At 49.7% G+C, this 19,532-nt stretch carries 26 protein-coding genes; all 26 read right to left on the bottom strand.

Translation table 11 applies throughout. The features are described from left to right. Positions 1-42 precede the first annotated feature (42 nt). Positions 43-921: a polyprenyl synthetase family protein gene (locus OCV68_RS02010; protein WP_022475881.1), complete on the bottom strand. Its 879-nt coding sequence runs from the start codon at positions 919-921 to the stop codon at positions 43-45. Continuing rightward, positions 921-1,106, bottom strand: coding sequence for an exodeoxyribonuclease VII small subunit (gene xseB / locus OCV68_RS02005; protein WP_022475882.1), 186 nt, complete (start codon positions 1,104-1,106; stop codon positions 921-923). The genes OCV68_RS02010 and xseB overlap by 1 nt, the downstream gene beginning before the upstream one ends. Next, positions 1,106-2,311 carry an exodeoxyribonuclease VII large subunit gene (gene xseA / locus OCV68_RS02000; protein WP_262570326.1) on the bottom strand — a complete coding sequence of 402 codons (1,206 nt, stop codon included), beginning with the start codon at positions 2,309-2,311 and terminating at the stop codon, positions 1,106-1,108. Before xseA ends, xseB begins: the two co-directional genes overlap by 1 nt. Beyond that, positions 2,312-3,262, bottom strand: coding sequence for a tRNA (adenosine(37)-N6)-threonylcarbamoyltransferase complex transferase subunit TsaD (locus tag OCV68_RS01995; protein WP_022475884.1), 951 nt, complete (start codon positions 3,260-3,262; stop codon positions 2,312-2,314). Next, on the bottom strand, positions 3,262-3,723 hold the full coding sequence (nusB, locus tag OCV68_RS01990; protein WP_022475885.1) for a transcription antitermination factor NusB: 462 nt from the start codon (positions 3,721-3,723) through the stop codon (positions 3,262-3,264). The genes OCV68_RS01995 and nusB overlap by 1 nt, the downstream gene beginning before the upstream one ends. 156 nt (positions 3,724-3,879) lie before the next feature. Then, entirely contained in the window at positions 3,880-4,455 is a 576-nt protein-coding gene (locus OCV68_RS01985) for a SpoIIIAH-like family protein (RefSeq protein WP_147621762.1), read from the bottom strand. A gap of 29 nt (positions 4,456-4,484) precedes the next feature. Further along, the gene (locus tag OCV68_RS01980) at positions 4,485-4,997 is read right to left on the bottom strand and encodes a hypothetical protein (RefSeq protein WP_262570324.1); all 513 of its coding nucleotides are present in this window, start codon (positions 4,995-4,997) and stop codon (positions 4,485-4,487) included. Continuing rightward, positions 4,987-5,469, bottom strand: coding sequence for a stage III sporulation protein AF (locus OCV68_RS01975; protein WP_262570322.1), 483 nt, complete (start codon positions 5,467-5,469; stop codon positions 4,987-4,989). The genes OCV68_RS01980 and OCV68_RS01975 overlap by 11 nt, the downstream gene beginning before the upstream one ends. Before the next feature lie 10 nt (positions 5,470-5,479). Further along, positions 5,480-6,616, bottom strand: a complete 1,137-nt coding sequence (locus OCV68_RS01970; protein WP_147621765.1) for a stage III sporulation protein AE — start codon at positions 6,614-6,616, stop codon at positions 5,480-5,482. Between the two features lie 9 nt (positions 6,617-6,625). Continuing rightward, entirely contained in the window at positions 6,626-7,021 is a 396-nt protein-coding gene (locus OCV68_RS01965; RefSeq protein WP_147621766.1) for a stage III sporulation AC/AD family protein, read from the bottom strand. Position 7,022: 1 nt separating this feature from the next. After that, complete coding sequence (spoIIIAC, locus tag OCV68_RS01960) at positions 7,023-7,217, bottom strand: stage III sporulation protein AC (RefSeq protein ID WP_022475891.1); 195 nt, start codon at positions 7,215-7,217, stop codon at positions 7,023-7,025. Positions 7,218-7,248: 31 nt separating this feature from the next. Then, positions 7,249-7,770, bottom strand: coding sequence for a stage III sporulation protein AB (locus OCV68_RS01955; RefSeq protein ID WP_022475892.1), 522 nt, complete (start codon positions 7,768-7,770; stop codon positions 7,249-7,251). Beyond that, positions 7,763-8,701, bottom strand: a complete 939-nt coding sequence (locus OCV68_RS01950) for a stage III sporulation protein AA (RefSeq protein ID WP_262570321.1) — start codon at positions 8,699-8,701, stop codon at positions 7,763-7,765. The genes OCV68_RS01955 and OCV68_RS01950 overlap by 8 nt, the downstream gene beginning before the upstream one ends. Before the next feature lie 366 nt (positions 8,702-9,067). Continuing rightward, positions 9,068-10,075, bottom strand: a complete 1,008-nt coding sequence (locus OCV68_RS01945; protein WP_022475894.1) for an NAD(P)H-dependent glycerol-3-phosphate dehydrogenase — start codon at positions 10,073-10,075, stop codon at positions 9,068-9,070. A gap of 19 nt (positions 10,076-10,094) precedes the next feature. Further along, entirely contained in the window at positions 10,095-10,802 is a 708-nt protein-coding gene (gene plsY, locus OCV68_RS01940) for a glycerol-3-phosphate 1-O-acyltransferase PlsY (protein ID WP_022475895.1), read from the bottom strand. A gap of 18 nt (positions 10,803-10,820) precedes the next feature. Then, the gene (der, locus tag OCV68_RS01935) at positions 10,821-12,152 is read right to left on the bottom strand and encodes a ribosome biogenesis GTPase Der (RefSeq protein ID WP_022475896.1); all 1,332 of its coding nucleotides are present in this window, start codon (positions 12,150-12,152) and stop codon (positions 10,821-10,823) included. 17 nt (positions 12,153-12,169) lie between these two features. After that, the gene (locus OCV68_RS01930) at positions 12,170-13,471 is read right to left on the bottom strand and encodes a DUF512 domain-containing protein (protein WP_022475897.1); all 1,302 of its coding nucleotides are present in this window, start codon (positions 13,469-13,471) and stop codon (positions 12,170-12,172) included. 76 nt (positions 13,472-13,547) lie between these two features. Further along, the gene (gene rpmF / locus OCV68_RS01925) at positions 13,548-13,730 is read right to left on the bottom strand and encodes a 50S ribosomal protein L32 (RefSeq protein ID WP_022475898.1); all 183 of its coding nucleotides are present in this window, start codon (positions 13,728-13,730) and stop codon (positions 13,548-13,550) included. Between the two features lie 44 nt (positions 13,731-13,774). Continuing rightward, positions 13,775-14,218, bottom strand: coding sequence for a YceD family protein (locus tag OCV68_RS01920; protein ID WP_022475899.1), 444 nt, complete (start codon positions 14,216-14,218; stop codon positions 13,775-13,777). Between the two features lie 86 nt (positions 14,219-14,304). After that, the gene (locus OCV68_RS01915) at positions 14,305-14,832 is read right to left on the bottom strand and encodes a hypothetical protein (protein WP_262570319.1); all 528 of its coding nucleotides are present in this window, start codon (positions 14,830-14,832) and stop codon (positions 14,305-14,307) included. A gap of 38 nt (positions 14,833-14,870) precedes the next feature. Then, positions 14,871-16,217: a glucose-6-phosphate isomerase gene (locus OCV68_RS01910; protein WP_147621768.1), complete on the bottom strand. Its 1,347-nt coding sequence runs from the start codon at positions 16,215-16,217 to the stop codon at positions 14,871-14,873. 139 nt (positions 16,218-16,356) lie between these two features. Continuing rightward, complete coding sequence (locus tag OCV68_RS01905) at positions 16,357-17,496, bottom strand: D-alanyl-D-alanine carboxypeptidase family protein (RefSeq protein WP_178086055.1); 1,140 nt, start codon at positions 17,494-17,496, stop codon at positions 16,357-16,359. A 46-nt stretch (positions 17,497-17,542) separates the two neighbouring features. Then, complete coding sequence (gene trxA, locus OCV68_RS01900) at positions 17,543-17,857, bottom strand: thioredoxin (protein ID WP_147621770.1); 315 nt, start codon at positions 17,855-17,857, stop codon at positions 17,543-17,545. A gap of 12 nt (positions 17,858-17,869) precedes the next feature. Further along, positions 17,870-18,067, bottom strand: a complete 198-nt coding sequence (locus OCV68_RS01895; protein ID WP_022475904.1) for a ferredoxin-thioredoxin reductase catalytic domain-containing protein — start codon at positions 18,065-18,067, stop codon at positions 17,870-17,872. A 34-nt stretch (positions 18,068-18,101) separates the two neighbouring features. Then, on the bottom strand, positions 18,102-18,839 hold the full coding sequence (locus tag OCV68_RS01890; RefSeq protein ID WP_147621771.1) for a DUF134 domain-containing protein: 738 nt from the start codon (positions 18,837-18,839) through the stop codon (positions 18,102-18,104). A 120-nt stretch (positions 18,840-18,959) separates the two neighbouring features. After that, positions 18,960-19,532, bottom strand: a 573-nt coding sequence (locus OCV68_RS01885; RefSeq protein WP_262570316.1) for a phosphate propanoyltransferase, incomplete at its 5' end; no start/stop codon positions are given.

Below are 19,532 nucleotides of genomic sequence, written 5' to 3'. Positions count from 1 at the left end.
ATTTCGTGCGGATATCCGCACTGCTCCTTTCTAAATATCCGATCAATACTGCCTTTTAAGAAGTGACGCTGTAAGCTCGGTGATAAATCCGTTGTCGGGAAGCTTTTCTATGGCTGCCATGGCTCTGTCGGTAAGCTCTGCTGCCTTTGCCTTTGCGGCTTCCAGTCCGAAGATCGCAGGATATGTGGATTTGTTCTGCTCCTCATCGCTGTGGACGGGCTTGCCAAGCAGCTTTTCATCTGCGGTGATGTCAAGGATATCATCGACTATCTGGAAAGCAAGTCCCAGGCACTCGCCGTATTCCTCGGCAACAGGCAGCATATCGTCTCTTCCTGCGCAGATAACGCCCATTTCGCAGGCGCATTTTATCAGTGCGCTGGTTTTCATGGAATACATTTTCAGGAGAGACTCGCCGTCTAAACGGCTGCCCTCGTTCTTTACGTCAATGACCTGACCGCCTATCATACCCATAACGCCCACATTGCGGGAAAGGCACTTGATGAGCTTCACTCTCTGCTCAAAGGAAAGCTTGTCATCGGAGGCGATGACCTCAAAGGCGTAGTTTTCCAGCGCATCGCCTGCAAGAAGCGCCTGCGCCTCGTCAAACTGCTTGTGGCAGGAGGGCTTTCCACGGCGGAAATCGTCATTATCCATGCAGGGAAGATCGTCATGGATAAGGGAAAATGTATGTATCATTTCCAGCGCACAGGCAGCGTCAAGGGCTTTTTCCTCTGCGCCGAAAATGCGTGCAAACTCAAGGCAGAGCACAGGTCTTATGCGCTTTCCCCCTGCGCTGAGAGAATATCTCATAGCTTCGGGGCAGATGAGCTGAGCGCCTGCATTTTCCTCATTGTATGCGCCCATAAGTTCGTCCAGCCTGCGGTTTATGACAGCCGCATATCTTTCAAGCTGCTCTTTCATCATAAGTCCTCCGCACAGGTGACTTTCATAACAGCCTTTTCAGCCTCGTCAAGCTGCTTTTTGCAGTCGGCAAGCTCTTTTGCACCTGTTTTATATAATTCAATGGCTTCATCAAGGGGAACATCTCCTGCGGAAAGCTTTGAGATTATCTCGTCCACCTTTTTTACCGAATTTTCAAAGTTCATTATCCATTCTCCTTATCTGTTCCGAGAATTACCGCCTGCGTCTCGCCGTCGGAAAATTTAAGCGTTACCTTATCATCTGCCGAAAGCTCCGCCGCATTCCTTACAAGTCTGTCGTCCTTATAAACAAGGCTGTAGCCCCTTGTCATTATTTTCAGCGGACTGAGTGAATCAAGCTCCGCTGCCTTTGCGGCAACAAGCATTCTGCGCTTGTCAAGATACGCCTTTACAGCGTCGTTCAGCCGCTTTTCGTATGATATAGTCCTTTCCCTGCGCACCGATATCTCGGCAGAGGGAATATAGTTTTTAAGCTTTGCTTCACGGATAAGGAGCTCATGCTTTTTCTCCGCCACAAGCCTTTTCAGGGCATCTGCCAGAGCGCTTTCATAGCCTGCGATAACGCCTTTCATTGTACCGGTCTCAGGCACTGCAAGCTCTGCCGCAGCCGAGGGCGTGGGAGCACGCAGGTCGGAAACAAAATCTATGATCGTGGTATCCGTCTCGTGACCGACAGCGGAGATAACAGGTGTCTGCATGGCAAATACCGTTCGTGCTATCTTCTCGCTGTTGAACGCCGCCAGATCTTCGGGCGAACCGCCGCCTCTGCCGCAGATGATAACATCACAGCCGCAGCCGTCCGCAAATACAAGTGCCTGGCATATGGACTCCACCGCATAATCCCCCTGCACCACGCACGGGAAAATAACAGCCTCGCCCACAGGATAACGTCTGCTCAGGATATTCAGGATATCCTGCAAAGCCGCTCCCCCTTTTGCCGTTACAATGCCTATCTTTGACGGAAAACGGGGCAGTGGTTTTTTGTAGGCTGTATCGAAAAGCCCCTCTGCGGCAAGCTTTTCCTTCAGCTGCTCAAAGGCAAGAAACTGCGCTCCCACGCCGTCGGGCTGGATATCGGTGACATATATCTGATAAACGCCGTCACGCTCGAACACCTGTAAGCTGCCCATAACTATGACGCTCATGCCGTTCTGGGGCATAAAGCTCATTCGGGAAGCAAAGCTGCTGAACATGACCGCCTTTACGGACGACTCCCTGTCCTTGAGGGTGAAATAAAAGTGACCTGTGCGCATATGATGCGTAAAGCCCGATATCTCGCCCTTTACAAGGAGACCTCTCAGCTTGATGTCCTCCTTGAGCTTGAAAGCCATGTATCTGTTAAGCTGTGATACGGTTAAAATACTGCTCATTTAAACTTGCCTTTCGTATGAATAATATCCGTAGAGAGCTGTTCCCGCCGCATTGTCGCAGGAAAATTCGGGTGCGGAGAAATACACCTTGTCAAGCTTTTCGTTAAGCCTTGCGCATATGTACCTGTCGGACATTACGCCCCCTGCAAATATCACGGGGATATCTCCGTACTTCTCCCTTGCAAAAACAGTCATCTCATAGACGGAGGCAAAGACCGCATCAAGCACAAATCTTGCGGCAGTTTCCTTTGATGCGCCCTCGTCCAGCATTTTCCTTACCTTGTTTTCAAAGCCGGACAGGCAGCAGCAGCCGTTTTTCATAACAGCCCTTGCCTTTACCGTTTCGGAAGCATTGTCCGAAAGGCGCTCCAGCTCTGCTCCGCAGGGAAAACGAAGTCCCAGCATAAGCCCTGCCCTGTCGATGAGCTGACCTGCTTTAAGGTCAAGGGAGGTGGATATCTCCGTCACTTTGATAAGCTCATTTTCGCTTGGCTCACAGTAAAGGCAGTCGGTAGTGCCGCCGCTTACGTGGAAGGCAATGAACGGCTCATTTATATGTGAAAGCTTATCCGCCGAGAAAAGCGCCGCCAGAATATGGCCAATCTGGTGAGATGTCTTCATAACAGGAATGCCCATTGCCGCACCCATGCAGTCCGCAAGCCCCTCTCCGCAGAGAAAGCAGGGCATATATGAGCCGTCAATATTCCTTGGTCTGAAGGAAACGCCTATAGCGGTGATATCCGCCTTTCCGCCGTATTCCGAAAAGAGCCTGCCGAACATCTCGGGCAGCTGCTTTGTGTGATGGAACACAGCGTCCGACTGGCGCAGTCCCGCTTCGCCTGCCTTTACGGGCAGAAGCTTCTTGACGGAAAGCATTTTTTTGCTGTCACTGTCGTAAAGAGCGGCAGAGGTGGTGTAGTTGCTGGTATCTATTCCGAGAAAAAGCGACATTATTCTTCTGCCTCGGTCTTTTCCTCAGCCTTGGTATCAGACTTTTTTTCGGGGCATCTTCCGCTTCTGGAGAACGCGCCGAGAACGCCGTTTACAAACTGAGTATCGTTATCGTAAGCGTACTTCTTCATTATCTGAACAGCCTCGCTGATGGCAACATTTACGGGGACTTCTTCCTCGTACAGGCACTCATATATAGCAAGTCTCAGCACGGCAAGGCTCACCTTTCCGATACGGTTGACCTTTCTCTTTTCGCTGTATTCGCCGATGATGCCGTCAAGCTCCCCAGCCTTCTCGTCAACAGCCTTGAACAGGCGCTTTACTTCATCGTTAAAATCGAACTCGTCCGCTTCTGCGGCTGACTCAATGATCTCATCGCAGGAATCATCCCTGAACAGCTTCTCGAATATCAGCAGAAATGCCGCCTCTCTGATGTGGCTTCTTTTTAAATGCTTACCCATAATTATTCATTCCTTCCCCGTATCCGAATGCGGAACGGAATTTATCATCTATTCAACAAATGCTTTTAAGCCCGGAGAGAATATCTTTTTTTGATATTCTCCACAGGCTGTTTTCTGCAATATATTTATTATATCACATCTTTAAGAATTACACAACTACTTAACCTCAAAAATTCTGATATTTTCCGCAGGAATTGTGACTTCTGTTAACAGAATGTCCTTTATCTGTGCTGCCTGCTCCGCCGCAAGACCCTCTGACTTTACCACGATGCTGGCAGTTTCGCCGTCCAGATATACCACGCAGTCCTCAAAGCCCTGCGCTCTGATAAGCGACTCCACCTTGCTTTCGCTCTCGGAAAGCTGGGAGAGGTTTACCGCTTCCATGGTATAAGCTGCATTCTCTTCTTCGGTAAGGTCGCCGCCGCCAAGGATCGCAGAAAGGGTCTGCACCGCATCATCACGGGAGGTCATTCGGGAAAGGCGTGCCTGAGCGAAATAGTCGGAAGCTCCCGCTGAGGCAGGCTCCGCAGGGTCGGAGCTGTCCGCACCGACAAATGCCGCATCGCCGTAATTTACCTGAGTATCGGCGGCTGACTGTATCTCCGCATCTGCGGCGATGTCATTGCCCACCTCTGCGAACACATAGTTCATATACACCGCAATGCCCAGCACAAGGGTAAGGCTTGCAAGTATGATCTGCTTTTTGCCGATGATAAGATTTGGTTTGCGCATAATAAATTCCTCCGTTTTATATAATGATATTATTCCATCGCTGTTACATATACACAATTTGAGGGTATCCCCAGTGCGGCGGTGACGGCACGGTAAACATCTTCACGGACTTTGTCCGAATTTCCGCCGTCGCACACCGCCACAACGCCCGTTATAACGGGCACATTTATCTTTCTGACCAGCGCCTCCTCTCCGCCTGAGCCTTTTACGGTAACATAGTCACGCTCCTCTCTGTCTGCCCCGAGCTTTTCGGCTTCGGCATACACATATTCCTCCGTGGAGCTGACAGTTACCATGACCTTTACCCTGCCTACGCCGTCTATGGCGGATAGGATAGTCTCGAGCCGCTCCTCGGTCTGCGTGCTGTAGTCGCTCCATGAGGCGCTTTCGGGCACGTCCTGTGTCTGTACAGTATTTTCGTTCTTATCCCCTCCCGAAAAAAGTATCATCAGCATTCCCATTATGCCAAGGGCTGCTGCGGCTGTCATTGCCTTTTTGCTTGAAAGGAGCTTTCTGACCAGCTCCCGAATATCAGCTCTCATTTTCAGCGCTCCTCTCATTTTTGACTTCGACCACGGTATCCTCCCCCAGAGCATCACGCAGAAGCTTATATGTCTTATCTTTTTCCGCCCCGTCGGAGAGACTTACCGTGACCTTACTAATAGATATGCTGCCATCGGAAAAATTATTTACATCTGCGGATATTTTTACGGCGGTTATGCCGTTTTCTTCAAGCAAAGCGCCTATATTCCCGCACAGCTCCGACTGAACGGTCTCGCTCAGCCCTTTGGCATATATCTCCTCATAGTCCGAGGAAATGCCCTCATCGGGCACAAAGTCATCAAAGCTGATGTCAGCGCCGATGAACGGAGTGATAACTGCAAGTATCATCACCAGCGAAAATATCATATTTATATGCTTTGAGAATTTTTCATCGGGCATTATGCCGCTCAGCGCCGAAAAAATTATCCCCAGAAAGCAGGCGGAAGCCGCCGCACCTCTGAATATGTCCATATCTTCTCCTTTAAGCCGCCGTCATACCGGCCGCCATAAGTATCACCGTTGAAATAACGAACATCACCACAAAGCAGGCAAGCACCGCCCCTGTCATTGCCAGCAGAGATGCCGCTCCGCCGAAAAATCTGCCCAGCTCCTTTGCACCGAAAAGCTCCGCCGCCGCTTCCCCTGCGGTCATGGCAAGGTACAGGCACAGAGTTTCCAGAATTGGCGGCAGCAGGGTCACACAGAGGGCGATTATGCCGAAAGCTCCCGTTGCGCCACGCAGCAGCCCCAGTCCCGAGCGCATGGTGGTGTATGCGTCCGCCACGGCGCTTCCCACTATGGGAACGAAGTTCGATACCACGAATTTTGCTGCCTTAACTCCAAGGGTATCGGCAGATGTGCCCACAATGCTCTGAATTGAAAGCAGCCCCGTGAATACGGTCATCATCAGCCCAAGGAAAAGAGATGTCCATTTTTTCAGCAGTCCGGTTATTGATGAAAGGCTGAACGCAGGGTTAACAGCGTCGATTATATTCATTGCCATGCAGACGGATATGACGGGGACAAGCACATCTGAGGCTATTTTCACCGCTGCCTGCGCCAGCAGAAGCACCGTCAGGTTATACCCTGCGGAAGCGGTCACATTTCCAGATGCCGCCGCTATCCCCGTAAACACAGGCACATAGCACACAAGGAAGTCGCTGCCCTGTACAAGGGTCTGAGCCGCCGTGTCGATGCAGCTTTCAAGTGATGGCACCGTTACTCCCACCGCCGCCAGAACCGCCACTGTACGGTATATCTTCTCCGAACCGCCGCTCTGAACCACGTCCGCTGCCGCTCCACCTGCCGCTGCAAGTATCACCACGGAGATCACCGTTCCGAAGAGCCGCAGAGGTGCGGCAGCGCTGTGTTTCAGCTTTTCGGTCATGTAGGCAATGACCGTTTTGGGAGAAAGTGAGGTTATTCCCTCAGGGTCATCGGGGGAGATGTTATTTTCCCGCAGAAATTCCGCCGCATCATAGGGCAGGCTGTCGGCAGTGTCATTTGCGCCGTAATCCTCCGCCAGTGAGGATATGTCCGCAGGCTCCTCCGCTCCCACATTTGTGCCGAAAACAAACAGAAAAGCCGCCCAAAGCATTATCATCAAAAGCTTTTTCATATAAGTCCCTCAGTATATCAGTCCTGCGGCAAGGTCAGCCGCCTTTTCAAACAGCGGCAGGGCTATGACCAGCAGCGCCGTTCTGCCTGCCGTCTCCGCCTGTACCGCCAGCGCACCCTCGCCGCTGTCACGGCAGATATCCCCTGCAAGGCGTGTCAGAAAGCATATCCCCAAGCCTTTTAACAGAACGGTAAAATAGAACGGATCAGCTCCGCTGCGGTCAAAAATAGCCTCCAGCCGCTCTATAACAGGCATTACACCCATGACCACCGCCCACATTATCCCCACTGCCGCAGCAGTCTTTACCATTACGCCGTATTCCTTTGCGCCGTTATCAAACACCCGACAAAGCGCCGCCGTGAAGATGCACACGCCTGCTATCAGCGCCAGCTTGTCCGCAGTCATATCACACCCCGAAAGCGTCACGGACACGCTCGAAAAGCTGTGCTATCTCGTCTATCATAAGCATAAGCACCACCACAAGCCCCGCAAGGGTGGTCATAAGTGCCTGCTCGTCACGCTCCGCCTTTTTGAGCAGAACGTTCAGCACAGAAACGATTATCCCCACGCCTGCCACCTTGAAAATAAGTTCGATATCCATTGCTTTTTTGTCCTCCGTAAGCTGCTTGGTATTACACGATGATGACTGCTATCACTGCCCCTGCTATGGCTCCCAGCGCCCTGTACAGCCGTCCCTTTGCCTTGTACTGCTCGCCTGCGTCGATGATGAGCCTGTCCGTTTCCTCGCAGGCAAGGGACAGTGCGGAAAGCTGACCGTCACAGCTGCATGAGCCGAGAACGTTTCCCACCCGACAGATAAGAGCTTTATCATCTTCGGTGAAAGCTCCTCCGTTTTCATTTACCGCCATGCTCCACGCCTCGGAGAAGGTCATATTCCCCGTTTCCACCTCTGACTGTATAAGCTCGTTAAGAGCGGATATGAAGCTTATCTCGGAGGATATCTCACCCTCGCACAGCCGCCTTACCATTTCCGTGACCTCCAGCGCTTCGTACCTTACCATGAGCCGCAAGGATTCAAGCATATTTCTGAGGGCTTTCAGTCCGCAGAGCCTGCGCCTGAGGCTGTCCGCCGCAAAAAATCCTGTCATTGCCGACATAAAAAGCAGGAGCATTATCCCAGTTATCTTAACCATTGCGCTGCTCCTTTCCGCAGGCTTCGATAAGCTCTCTGCCGCTGTATATCTTAACTATCTCACGCTGATGAACAAAAACTATGTACTCAAAAACGCCCTCGGCAATGAGCCGCCTGAGATGCTCCCGACGCATAAACTCATCGGGTGAGCTGCAGTGGACTGCTGCCGCCGCCTTTACTCCGCTGAGAGACGCCAGCCGCAGGGCACGGATATCCTCCTCCGAGCCTATCTCATCGCAGACTATAAGTCTGGGTGACATTGAGCGCACTGCTGTAATTATGCCGTCCCCCTTGGAAAAGCCGTTCAGCACGTCCGTATTTGCTCCAACGTCATTGTTGGGCACTCCGCCGCAGGCAGCAGCGATCTCCCCACGCTCGTCAATGAGGGAAACGGGGAACCTGTTCCCTGCCTGACGGCAAAGGTCACGGAGAACGGTGGTCTTTCCCGAACACGGCTCGCCGCATATAAGCACTCCCGTCGGGCGCTTCACGCAGTCGGAAAGCCTGTCCGCCGCACCTTTTATCTCCCTTGCAATGCGAAAGTTTATCCCGCTTATGTATTTTAAGTTTTCCACCCGCCCATCAGGTGAATAAACTGCAGTTCCGCAGATACCCGCACGGTGTCCCCCTGCAACGGTGATAAATCCCCTGCTTATCTGCCCCTGACAGCTGTGAACGGAAAATCTGCACAAAGCCTCAAAGGTGCGGCGGATATCATCGGCAGTGACCGTCAGCACCTGCTGAGGAGATGGCGATTTCATCGCCAAAGCAAGTCCATTTGCATTCAGAAAACAATAACCCTTTTCGGTGGTTATCCCCACAGCCTTTCCCGCCCGCAGACGTATTTCGCAGAGCTTTCCCATGCTTTCATCATATGCGGCAAGGGCTTTGTACACCATGCCGCCAAAATATCTCAGAATACTGTTATCCATAGCTTTTCGTCCTTTCCTTTTTGTACAGTCTATTCAGCTGTAAAGGAACATATGACAAAAATGCAGCAAACGAGTTTGACAAAGCATTTGAGGCTTATACTAATCCTCAATCAACCTATAGACAAATCCTCGGCTGAAATAAGCCCATTCTTCGTCAAGCTCCCTTGCCGGGCGACAAGCCCGCCTGCAGTCGCTTTCCTAGACTGGTCTTATTTCATCTGTCGGCTTTGTCTATAGAACGATTAAAGATTAGTATTACAACAAAAGTCAGGAGGAATTTTTCATTTACAGTCATTCTTCCATTAACTGATAAAAAAATCCTCTGAGAGAATTTCTCCCAGAGGATTTTTTTATAAACCATAGAAATTATAAAAACAAATTAGGCTCAGTCTCATGCTTCTTGGGGCGACCCATAAGGCACTTTATAGCGTCATGGGGATCAGCGCCGTTGTAAAGCACGTTGTAGCACTGCTCGGTGATAGGCATACAGATGTTGTTTTTCTGAGCTATCTCATATGCTGCCTTGGTGCAGAAGTAGCCCTCAACGGTTCCCACCTGCTTTACAGCCTCGGCGGGATCTGTGCCCTTGCCGATAAGTATGCCTGCACGCCTGTTGCGGCTGTGCATACTGGTGCAGGTAACGATAAGGTCACCCACGCCCGAAAGGCCTGCAAAGGTCTCTCGCTTGCCGCCCAGAGCCATTCCCAGACGGGTTATCTCTGACATACCTCTTGTCATAAGGGCTGCCTTGGTGTTGTCACCGTAGCCCATTCCGTCGCATATGCCTGCGCAGAGAGCGATGATATTTTTAAGTGCGCCGCCCATTTCGCAGCCTACTACATCGTCGTTTATGTAAATTCTGAGAGTACTGCTGGACATTACGCTCTGAACATAGTCAGCCTCTTCGGGTATCTCGGAAGCTACGACCACTGTTGTGGGCATTCCGATAGCCACTTCCTCCGCATGGGAAGGGCCTGTGAGCACAACAATAGGTCTGCCGATCTCTTCCTTTACGACTTCACTTATAAACTTGAGAGAACCGCCCTCAAGTCCCTTGCCTGTGTTTACCACAACGGTGTTTTCGCTGATGAAAGGTGCGGCTTCCTTTGCCACGCTTCTTACGAAATTAACGGGGATACCAAGAATAACAAGGTCCTTGCCCGTTACGCAGGAGATATCATCGGTGAGCTTTATGCTCTCGCTTATCTTGACACCGGGGAGCTTTGCCTTGTTTTCGCCGTCACGCCTGATATCGTCAAGCTCGGACTTGAACTTTGACCATACTGTTACGTCATGACCCATTTTGTCCATCATTACTGCAAGGCTCAATCCGAATCCGCCTGAACCGAGAACGGCAATATTTGCTTTTTCCATGCGCCTGAACCTCCTAAATTTATTTAACTACGTCCGAATCGTTCATTACGTCTGTTTTCTTCTTGCTGCCGAATTTGTTTTCAGTGCCGTTTCTGAGGCGCTGGATATTGGAGCGGTGCATATAAATGAGCAGGATACTTGTGCAGAGCACCAGTCCCGTATGTATCAGCGCTCTTTCGATGCCCACGTTATACACGAACATGTGCACGCAGAATGTGATTATAGGATATACCGCTGCCGAGAGTATGGAACCGAGGGAAACATATCTGGATATAGCAACCACGATTATGAAAAACGGTATTACTATGCAGAATGTAACAGGGTCGATGACCAGCAGGATAGAGCATGAAACAAGCACGCCCTTTCCGCCCTTGAAGCCGTAGTACAGCGGAAAAATATGACCGATTATGGAAAAAAGTCCCGAGATATATCCGATAGTTCTTTTATCCACCAAAGCATGAACACTTTCAAAATCGGCACCCATAAGCAGCTTTGCTATCTGCAGGGAAATCAGAACCGCAACAACTCCCTTTGCCAGATCGCCGATAAGCGTCAGCAGGGCAGGCACCTTTCCGTAGCAGCGCAGGGTATTTGTAAGCCCTGCGTTCTTGCTTCCGTGTTCTCTTATATCCTCATGCTTTAAAAGCTTTACAACTATTATAGCCGAGTTGCAGCTTCCCAGCAGATATGATATCACCGCTGTGAGCAGCAATGTGAGTATCAGCATTTGATCTACCCCCAAAAATTACTTAGTATCCTGATTGTCTCTTTCTCTGATAACAAAGCGGACGGGCGTTCCTGTAAGTCCGAAGGTCTGGCGTATCTGATTTTCAATGTATCGCTGATACGAGAAGTGGAACAGGTCTGCACGGTTCACAAAGACAACGAATGTGGGCGGTCTTACCGATGCCTGAGTCATATAGTATATCTTCAGTCGTCTGCCCTTGTCGGAGGGGGGCTGAACTCTTGTGGTGGCATAAGAAAGCACATCGTTGAGCATACCTGTGGTTATTCTCATGCAGTTCTGGGAATTTACGCTGTTTATAAGCTCAAACAGCTTATCCACACGCTGACCCGTTTTTGCGGAGATGAATATGAAAGGAACATATGACATGAAGCTGAACTTTTCCTTCAGGTCATTGGTATATTCCTCCATAGTGCCTGTGCTTTTGTCAACAGCGTCCCACTTGTTGACGGCAACGATGCACGCCTTGCCCTGCTCATGGGCATAGCCCGCTACCTTGGAATCCTGATCGGTAAAGCCCACAAGTGCGTCGATAACGATAACGCACACGTCGGCACGGTCAACTGCCATATAAGCTCTCAGCACGCTGTAATGCTCTATTTTTTCGGTTATCTTGGACTTTCTTCTGATACCTGCGGTATCAATGAAAACGTACTTGCCGTCCTCATTCTCGATGATAGTATCGGTAGCGTCACGGGTGGTTCCCGCAATATCGGAAACGATAGCTCTCTCCTCGCCTGCAATGCGGTTGATAAGGGAGGATTTTCCAACGTTCGGCTTTCCGATAACAGCTACCTTGATATACTCCTCATCATATTCGGGAGTGTCCTCCTTGGGGAAATACTTGAATATCTCATCAAGCAGATCGCCCGAACCGTGTCCGTGAAGTGCGGATACGGGGAACGGATCGCCCATGCCAAGATTATAGAACTCATAAAACTCAGGGGGAGGCTCGCCTATGCCGTCGCACTTGTTTACCGCAAGTATAACGGGCTTACCGCTCTTCTGGAGCATGGAAGCTACCTCATAATCATCGGCAGTAACACCGCAGCGCATATCGGTAAGAAAAACTATAACATCTGCCTTTTCGATGGCAACCTGTGCCTGACGTCTCATCTGGGCAAGGATAACATCGTCGCTGGCAGGCTCGATTCCGCCTGTATCGACTATCATAAACTCCCTGTTGCGCCACTCGCATTTGGAATAAATACGGTCACGGGTAACGCCGGGGGTATCTTCAACAATGGAAAGGCGCTTGCCTACCAGCTTGTTGAAAAGGGTGGATTTACCAACATTGGGTCGGCCCACCACCGCAACTATCGGCAATGACATATTATCATCTCCTATCTTTATTCAACACCAAGGATACCGTCCAGCAGAGAAAAGCCGTCGTTGTCGGTCAGGCGTATTTTCACGCCCAGAGCCTCCTCTACCTGAGGTATGGTGATATCGTCGAGAAAAATATCGCTGTCACGCATTATCATAGATTTTGTGAGCAGAAGCTCGGTTCCCAGCGGCTTGTCTTTCAGCTGAGCCATGATATCCTGCGCTGTCAGCAGACCTGCAACGGTGATGGTCTCACCGAAAAAGTCATTCACAATTTTATATACCCTGCATTTCAGGTTTTTATACTTCTGTTCAGCCATCTGCGCAAGCCCTGAAATAAACCCGAATGCGGCTGCGCCTGTGGCAATGGATACCTCCCGCTGATCCTCTGGCGGGTCGGAAAGTTTAAGCGCCGACTCAAACTCATCATACAGTGAGCGAAGCATTCCCACGCCGTTTTCATACTGTGGATATTCCTCGTAGAAATCAGCATCATGGAGAGGTCTTTTTGCAATAAGATAAAATTCGTCCGAGGGGAAAACCAGCCTTGTACCGTATTTTTCAAGGAACTCCTGCTGGAAGCCTTCAATAATGTCGATAGCCTCCCCTGCTGTTTTTTCATTGAAAAGGGTAAGGGGATAAAGTCCCTCTCTGAACTTTGTAAGACCAACGGGAACGATAGCAACGCTGTTTACATTTGGCATAAGGCTGCCAAGGTCGGTAAGCGTTCTTCTAAGCTCGTCGCCGTCGTTAAGTCCCGGGCAGAGAACTATCTGGCAGTTCATGGAAATGCCTGCGTCAGCCATTTGACGGAGAAATGCTATCTTCTCACCCGCAAAGCGATTGTGCATCATCAGGCAGCGCAGCTCGGGATTTGTGGTATGGACAGAAACATTGATATTGAGCTTCATCTCAATAATTCTGTCGATATCCTTCTGCACAAGATTTGTAAGGGTGACATAGTTTCCCTGCAAAAAGGAAAGTCGAGCGTCATCGTCCTTGAAATAAAGGGTCTTGCGCATATTCGGGGGCATCTGGTCGATAAAGCAGAACACGCATTTATTGCAGCAGCTCAGCTTTTTATCCATCAGGAACGTTTCAAATTCAAGCCCCAGATCGTCATATTCGTTCTTCGGGAATTTGAGAATAATGTGCTTATCCCCTCTTTTAAGGGCAAGCGTCACCATGCTTTCCGAAGAATAATACATATAATCAAGCACATCAGAAATTTTATGTCCGTTTACGGATACAAGAATGTCTCCCGCCTTTACGCCGTGATGCCAGGCAGGTGAATCCGCTATTACATTTGTTATCTCAGCAGACATAAAAACCTCCGAAAATTCTAACCTAAGAAAAAAGCAGAGCGGATTGCTCCTGCTCTGCTTTCTGAGGAAACAGAAATTACGCTTCCTTCTTAATTACCTCAACGCCCTTGTAATATCCGCAGTTCTTGCAAACCTTGTGAGGAGCGACCAGCTCGCCGCAGTGTGAGCATCTGGAAAAAGCGGGGGTGTCCAGCTTCCAAACAGCGGAACGTCTCTTATCACGTCTAGCCTTGGATACCTTTCTCTTTGGTACTGCCATTTCAGCACCTCCTTATCATAATAGCCATAAACCCGATACTGCCGTTATTCACAGCCGCATTCGGAAATGTTTAAATCCGCACCGCATTTAGGACACAATCCCTTGCAGTCCTCTTTGCAGAGCAGCTTTGTCGGCATCTGAAGCAACACATCATTTACAGCAAGCTCGTCCACATCAAGGTCATCACCGTCGGTAACGATGTACTCGTCATTGTCGCTGTTAAGGGACTTTACGAGAACGTGCTCGAAATCGAAGGAATAACTGCGTTCAAAGCTGCTTAAGCATCGGTCGCACTCGGCGCTGATTTTCACATCTGCGGTATATTCCAATGTGACTATACCTGCACGGTTGCGAAAAACGCCCTTCAGAGTTACAGGACCGATAAAGCTATAACCATGTATTTCACTCAGCCTTTCGGGGGATACCTGCGCATCAAGCTCCAGCTTTTCGCCGGGTATCTCATAAAGCTGCTTTAAGTTGATAACCATAAAACGCTCCTGTACCAACACACAGCCTATATTATATCATTATTTTTCTGATATGTCAATAGGCTGCACGATTTTTTTTGATTATTTTACTTGATAGCGTACTTTGTAACGCTCTCGGGAAGATCAGCCTTATCAGCGGAAACGGTGAATACTACGTTTACATCGTTGCCTGTAAGCTTGTCGATCTTTGCGAGAAGAGCGCCCAGAGCATCGTAATCAGCTCCGCCTACCTTGAGGATAGAGTCAACAAAGATATCCTTAATATCGTAGTTGCCTGCAACGAGTCCTGCAACAAGGCCGAAGAAAGCTTCAAAGGAATAGATTCTGTAAACGTCGGTGTCAACGATCCTTACACTGTGAGGAATATCGTATCTGAGCTTATCGCTCTTATCAATGCAAACAACGTAACCATCGGTGTTCTGGGAAGCAGCGTTGATCATGTCGATCAGAATCTTAGTTTTTCCGGAACCCTTATTACCTGTAATGATCTTTACCATAATTACTCCATTCTCAGCGGCGAAGATTATTTTTTCGGAGCGGCTCTGCTGACGGATAAGACGCCGCTGTGCAGTCTTGCCCGCAGAACAGGATCGCTCCTGTTCAAAACACAGCACTCCTTATATACTCACCCCGTTGGGGGCTGAAGCCTTTTTTATCTGTCGAGCTTAGCCTCGAGAGCAGCCTTCTGATCCTCATAGCCGGGCTTGCCGAGGAGAGCAAACATATTCTTCTTGTAGCTCTCAACGCCGGGCTGGTTGAAGGGGTTGATGCCGAGCATATATCCGCTTACGGCGCAAGCCTTCTCGAAGAAGTAAACCATGTAGCCGAAGCTCTTTTCAGCAGTGTCCTCAAGCTCAAGAACAACATTGGGAACGCCGCCCTCGGTATGAGCGAGGATAGTGCCCTCATATGCGCATCTGTTTACAACAGACATATTCTGGTTTGTGAGGAAGTTAAGGCCGTCAAGGTTTGCAGCGTCGTCTTCAAGGAAGAAGTCCTGCTTGGGCTTCTTGATGTCAACAACAGTCTCAAACATAACTCTGGAGCCGCTCTGGATGAACTGACCCATAGAGTGAAGGTCGGTGGAGAAGATGCAGGAGGAAGGATACAGACCCTTGTTGTCCTTGCCCTCGCTCTCGCCGAAGAGCTGCTTGAACCACTCTGCCATCATTGCGAATGCAGGGTCGTAAGCAACCAGTATCTCAACGGACTTGCCCTTTCTGTAAAGGATATTTCTGATAGCTGCGTACTTGTAGCAGTCGTTATTGTCAAAATCAGCCTTGAGGTCGTTCATAGCCTGTGCAGCGCCTGCCATAACAGCGTCGATATCGCAGCCTGCAACAGCGATGGGAAGAAGACCTACTGCGGTAAGAACGGAATATCTTCCGCCGATATCGTCAGCGATAACGAAGGTCTCGTAGCCTTCCTTGTCGGAAAGCTCCTTGAGGGTTCCTCTCGCCTTATCGGTGGTGGCGAAGATCCTATCCTTAGCGCCTTCCTTGCCGTACTTCTTCTCGATCATCTCTCTGAATACTCTGAAAGCAAGAGCAGGCTCGGTAGTTGTACCGGACTTGGAAATTACGTTAACGGAAAAATCCTTGCCCTCGCAGAGAGAAACGATCTCATTGAGATATGTGGGGGAAATGTTGTTGCCCACATAGTAGATGTCAGGTGTGTCTTTCTTCAGATTATTGTAAAGAGGAGACTTCATCAGCTCGATAGCAGCTCTTGCGCCCAGGTAGGAACCGCCGATGCCGATAACGATAAGTATATCGGAATTCTGTTGGATCTTCTTGGCAGCAGCCTTGATCCTTGCAAACTCGTCCTTGTCGTAGTTTACGGGAAGATCGGTCCAGCCGAGGAAATCATTTCCAGCGCCGCTCTTATCCTCAAGGATCTTTGCAGCAAGCTCAGCCTGAGCCTTAGCAGCTTCCATTTCATGAGGAGCGATGAAGCTCTCAAGATACTTTGTATTAAGATGTAAAGGTGCCATTTTCATTATCCTCCAATATATATTGCGCAGTACAAAATGCACATACGCATCATTCCATAGCCATTATTATATTACTATATTTTCGGGGATTTTGCAAGATTTTTTGGCAACATTAACTTAATTAGCCGAAAATTAGTTGATTTAACTAAAAGCAAAACAAATTTTTCAGCATTTCTGACAACACATTTTTGAAATCTTTTTTGCAGATATACTCTGCCGCACAGATATCGCAGGTCTTTAGGAGCCTTTTGCCGATGTACAGCCGCAGCTCCCCTACCTTATCGCCCTTTTTCAGCGGAGCATACACTCCTGTTGGCAGGGATATCCTCGCTGTGATGTTCCCCGCACTGCCCTTTGACACCACTACGTTGCCCACAGGCTCCACCGCCAGCCGCACGCTTTCGGCGCAGCCCTGCTTCACAAGGATACTTTCGGGCAGGTCATCGGGTATTGGCGGCGAGGTTATCATATACCCGTCAAAGCCGATGTCAAGCAGCTCCTTTGCCAGCGCCATGGCGATATCTTCATCGGGGCAGTCCATAACGGCGGTCACAAAGCAGATATCATCACGCCTTGCACCCTCGGCGGCAAAATATCCCGATGACGGGCCCGTACCGCATTTAAAGCCCACAGAGCCTTTATATCTGTGGCCCATTCGGTTGGCCGTCACCAGCTGCACCTCTCCGCCTTTCAGCTCGTCAATGCGTGAGGTGAACATTTCCGTCAGCTCATTGTGTTTTGAAAGCTCACACAGCAGCAGAGCGGCGTCATGGGCAGTGGTATATTGGGCATCATCGCCGTAATAGCCCGTACATTCGGTAAAAAGAGTATCGTTCATGCCAAGCTCGGCGGCACGGCTGTTCATAAGCTCCGTGAACTTTTCCTCGCTGCCGCTAATTTTTTCCGCAATAACACAGCAGGCATCGTTGGCGTTGCCTATTATCACGCCTTTGAGCAGGTCGCCGAGGGCCATTTTCTCCCCGGGCATTAGCCATATCTGTGCACCCTGCATAGAGTTGGCGTGCTCGCTGGTAACAAGCTCTGTTTCAAGAGACAGCTCTCCCCTGTCCATGGCTTCCGCCGCAAGGAGAACTGTCATAAGCTTGTTGAACGAGCCCATTTTTACTCTTTTATCGCCGTTGTTTTCACGGATAACGGTATGTGTCTCCGCCTCCATCAGCACGTAGCTGCGGGAATATTCCTCCGATATGGTCTCGGCGGACACATTCACTGCGCTCATCATTATAACAGAAGCGGAAATTACCGACAGAATTTTTTTCAGCATATTATCACCCATATATAATATGCCGATAATTTTGGTATTAGGACAATCAGCCTGTTATCAGGTCAATGACGCTTTCCTTGGTCTGAAGTCCCACCAGCGCTCCCAGAGGAACGCCGTTTTTAAAGGCAATGAGCGTGGGAATGCTTTCAACGCCGAAAGCTGCCGCCAGCTGAGGCTGCTCGTCAACATTTATCTTGCCGACAGTAACGGTGTCGGCATATTCCTCTGCGATCTCGTCGATTATGGGAGCAAGCATTCTGCATGGGCCGCACCAGCCTGCCCAGAAGTCGATAAGCACAGTCTTTTCCGACTGCATAACAGTTCTGTCAAAATTCTCGGAGGTTATCATAATCTCACTCATAGCAATGCTCCTTTACTTTGATTTATAGTACAGCATACAATGGCAATAGCCCTCAAAATCAGGATCCTTTATCTGATCCCTGAACTCCTTGCACATACATTTGTTGTCCTCGGTCTTTTCAAGCCGACATGGGCAGTAGCCGCCCTTTTTGGCAAGCCCCTCCTTGATGAGCTTCACCACTTCTTCATCGGGATTAAACGTTATTTTCATATGCTCATTCCTTTCATGTCATGCCTTGGGAAATTTATTTTGTGCAGCTGTGCGAGCCGCAGTTGTGACCCTCGCCGTGGTCGTGATGACTGCACATTACAAAAGGATCATAGCTGAGACTGCCGTTGAGAAGGGCATTCACGGCCTCGTCCGCATCGCCGTCAGCGCCGCCGTAAAGCTTTATTCCCGCAGCTGCCAGGGCATTCTGCGCTCCGCCGCCGATACCTCCGCAGATAAGAACGTCTGTGCCGTTTTCTTTGAGAAAACCTGCCAGTGCGCCGTGTCCGCTTTCGGGAGCCGCCATGACTTCAGAACCCGTTACCTTGCCGTCAGTGACATCATAGAACTTAAAAAACCGGGTGTGACCAAAATGCTGGAATATCTTTCCGTTATCAAATGTTACCGCAATTCTCATAATACCATTTCCTTTCGATTTTACCTTGGAGCAGCCCTCTCCCCTGGGGCAGCCGCAGCATTTGCCGCCGCCGCAAAGCACATAGCTTCCGCCCGAAACCGCAAGAGGTCTGCCGTTGACGATACATTCCGCTATCTTTTCACGGGCAATGTTGTAAATTTCCGTAGCAGTAGTGCGTGATATCTCCATAAGCTCCGCCGCCTGACTGTGGGTGAGCTTTTCAAGATCAACGAGACGTATGACCTCGTACTCATCTACCGTGAGCGTTACCGTATCCCCCGAAGCAAAACCTGCGGGATAGAACATTGAGTATTCAGGCTCACTGCACACCTTTCTGCATCTCTGGGGTCTTGGCATACTGTCCCTCCTTTATTTCCGACTATAGTCGATTATAACACATTTATATGCAGATGTCAAGGGGATAAAAAAAGAGCCGCACCAAATAATGATGCGGCTCCTGTTACAGTATATGAGCTATTACATTCTGTAGATAGTACCCTTAAGGTCGGGTGTTGCGGAAATAGCGTTGGATTCATCGGTGTCGATGTGCATAGCTCTTGCAAAGTTCTCGGAAACACGACATACAACATCGCCGAGGATTGCCTTTCTGCCGTTGGTCTCGACCTTTACCCAAACGATCTCCTTATCCTTTACGCCAAGCTCCTCAGCATCAGCGGGAGTAAGGTGGATATGACGCTTTGCAACGATAACACCCTCGGAAAGCTCTACCTCGCCGCAGGGGCCAACCAGCTTACATGCGCCTGAACCTGCAATGTCGCCGCTCTCTCTGATAGGAGCAACGATTCCAATGGAACGTGCGTCTGTAGCGGAAAGCTCAACCTGATTAGCCTTTCTTACAGGGCCGAGGATAGAAACGTTTGCAAGAGACTTCTTAGGGCCTACTACCTCAACTCTCTGCTCGCTTGCGAACTGGCCCGGCTGAGAAAGGTCCTTCTTCTTTGTAAGAGTAGCACCCTTGCCGAAAAGGATCTCAAGAGTTTCCTGAGTAACGTGTACGTGACGTGCGGAAGTTTCAACAATAAATTCTGC

This window comes from Huintestinicola butyrica, from assembly GCF_025567215.1.
In the GTDB taxonomy this organism is placed as follows: domain Bacteria; phylum Bacillota; class Clostridia; order Oscillospirales; family Ruminococcaceae; genus Huintestinicola; species Huintestinicola butyrica.
Note: the sequence above shows the minus strand (reverse complement) of the source record. Positions and strands in the feature narration are given on the sequence as shown.

Bases quoted from the DNA above. Each gene is read 5' to 3' on its own strand.
- OCV68_RS01895 (WP_022475904.1), bottom strand. From the start codon at position 18,067: ATGAAAATAACGTTTAATCCCGATGAAGAAGTGGTGAAGCTCATCAAG.
- OCV68_RS01890 (WP_147621771.1), bottom strand. From the start codon at position 18,839: ATGCCAAGACCCCAGAGATGCAGAAAGGTGTGCAGTGAGCCTGAATAC.
- OCV68_RS01945 (WP_022475894.1), bottom strand. From the start codon at position 10,075: ATGGAAAAAGCAAATATTGCCGTTCTCGGTTCAGGCGGATTCGGATTG.
- xseB (WP_022475882.1), bottom strand. From the start codon at position 1,106: ATGAACTTTGAAAATTCGGTAAAAAAGGTGGACGAGATAATCTCAAAG.
- OCV68_RS01995 (WP_022475884.1), bottom strand. From the start codon at position 3,262: ATGTCGCTTTTTCTCGGAATAGATACCAGCAACTACACCACCTCTGCC.
- nusB (WP_022475885.1), bottom strand. From the start codon at position 3,723: ATGGGTAAGCATTTAAAAAGAAGCCACATCAGAGAGGCGGCATTTCTG.
- OCV68_RS01970 (WP_147621765.1), bottom strand. From the start codon at position 6,616: ATGAAAAAGCTTTTGATGATAATGCTTTGGGCGGCTTTTCTGTTTGTT.
- OCV68_RS01905 (WP_178086055.1), bottom strand. From the start codon at position 17,496: ATGCTGAAAAAAATTCTGTCGGTAATTTCCGCTTCTGTTATAATGATG.
- OCV68_RS02010 (WP_022475881.1), bottom strand. From the start codon at position 921: ATGAAAGAGCAGCTTGAAAGATATGCGGCTGTCATAAACCGCAGGCTG.
- OCV68_RS01955 (WP_022475892.1), bottom strand. From the start codon at position 7,770: ATGGTTAAGATAACTGGGATAATGCTCCTGCTTTTTATGTCGGCAATG.
- spoIIIAC (WP_022475891.1), bottom strand. From the start codon at position 7,217: ATGGATATCGAACTTATTTTCAAGGTGGCAGGCGTGGGGATAATCGTT.
- trxA (WP_147621770.1), bottom strand. From the start codon at position 17,857: ATGAGTGAGATTATGATAACCTCCGAGAATTTTGACAGAACTGTTATG.
- OCV68_RS01910 (WP_147621768.1), bottom strand. From the start codon at position 16,217: ATGAAAATGGCACCTTTACATCTTAATACAAAGTATCTTGAGAGCTTC.
- OCV68_RS01985 (WP_147621762.1), bottom strand. From the start codon at position 4,455: ATGCGCAAACCAAATCTTATCATCGGCAAAAAGCAGATCATACTTGCA.
- rpmF (WP_022475898.1), bottom strand. From the start codon at position 13,730: ATGGCAGTACCAAAGAGAAAGGTATCCAAGGCTAGACGTGATAAGAGA.
- OCV68_RS01980 (WP_262570324.1), bottom strand. From the start codon at position 4,997: ATGAGAGCTGATATTCGGGAGCTGGTCAGAAAGCTCCTTTCAAGCAAA.
- xseA (WP_262570326.1), bottom strand. From the start codon at position 2,311: ATGAGCAGTATTTTAACCGTATCACAGCTTAACAGATACATGGCTTTC.
- plsY (WP_022475895.1), bottom strand. From the start codon at position 10,802: ATGCTGATACTCACATTGCTGCTCACAGCGGTGATATCATATCTGCTG.
- OCV68_RS01930 (WP_022475897.1), bottom strand. From the start codon at position 13,471: ATGTCTGCTGAGATAACAAATGTAATAGCGGATTCACCTGCCTGGCAT.
- OCV68_RS01965 (WP_147621766.1), bottom strand. From the start codon at position 7,021: ATGACTGCGGACAAGCTGGCGCTGATAGCAGGCGTGTGCATCTTCACG.
- OCV68_RS01950 (WP_262570321.1), bottom strand. From the start codon at position 8,701: ATGGATAACAGTATTCTGAGATATTTTGGCGGCATGGTGTACAAAGCC.
- OCV68_RS01920 (WP_022475899.1), bottom strand. From the start codon at position 14,218: ATGGTTATCAACTTAAAGCAGCTTTATGAGATACCCGGCGAAAAGCTG.
- der (WP_022475896.1), bottom strand. From the start codon at position 12,152: ATGTCATTGCCGATAGTTGCGGTGGTGGGCCGACCCAATGTTGGTAAA.
- OCV68_RS01975 (WP_262570322.1), bottom strand. From the start codon at position 5,469: ATGGACATATTCAGAGGTGCGGCGGCTTCCGCCTGCTTTCTGGGGATA.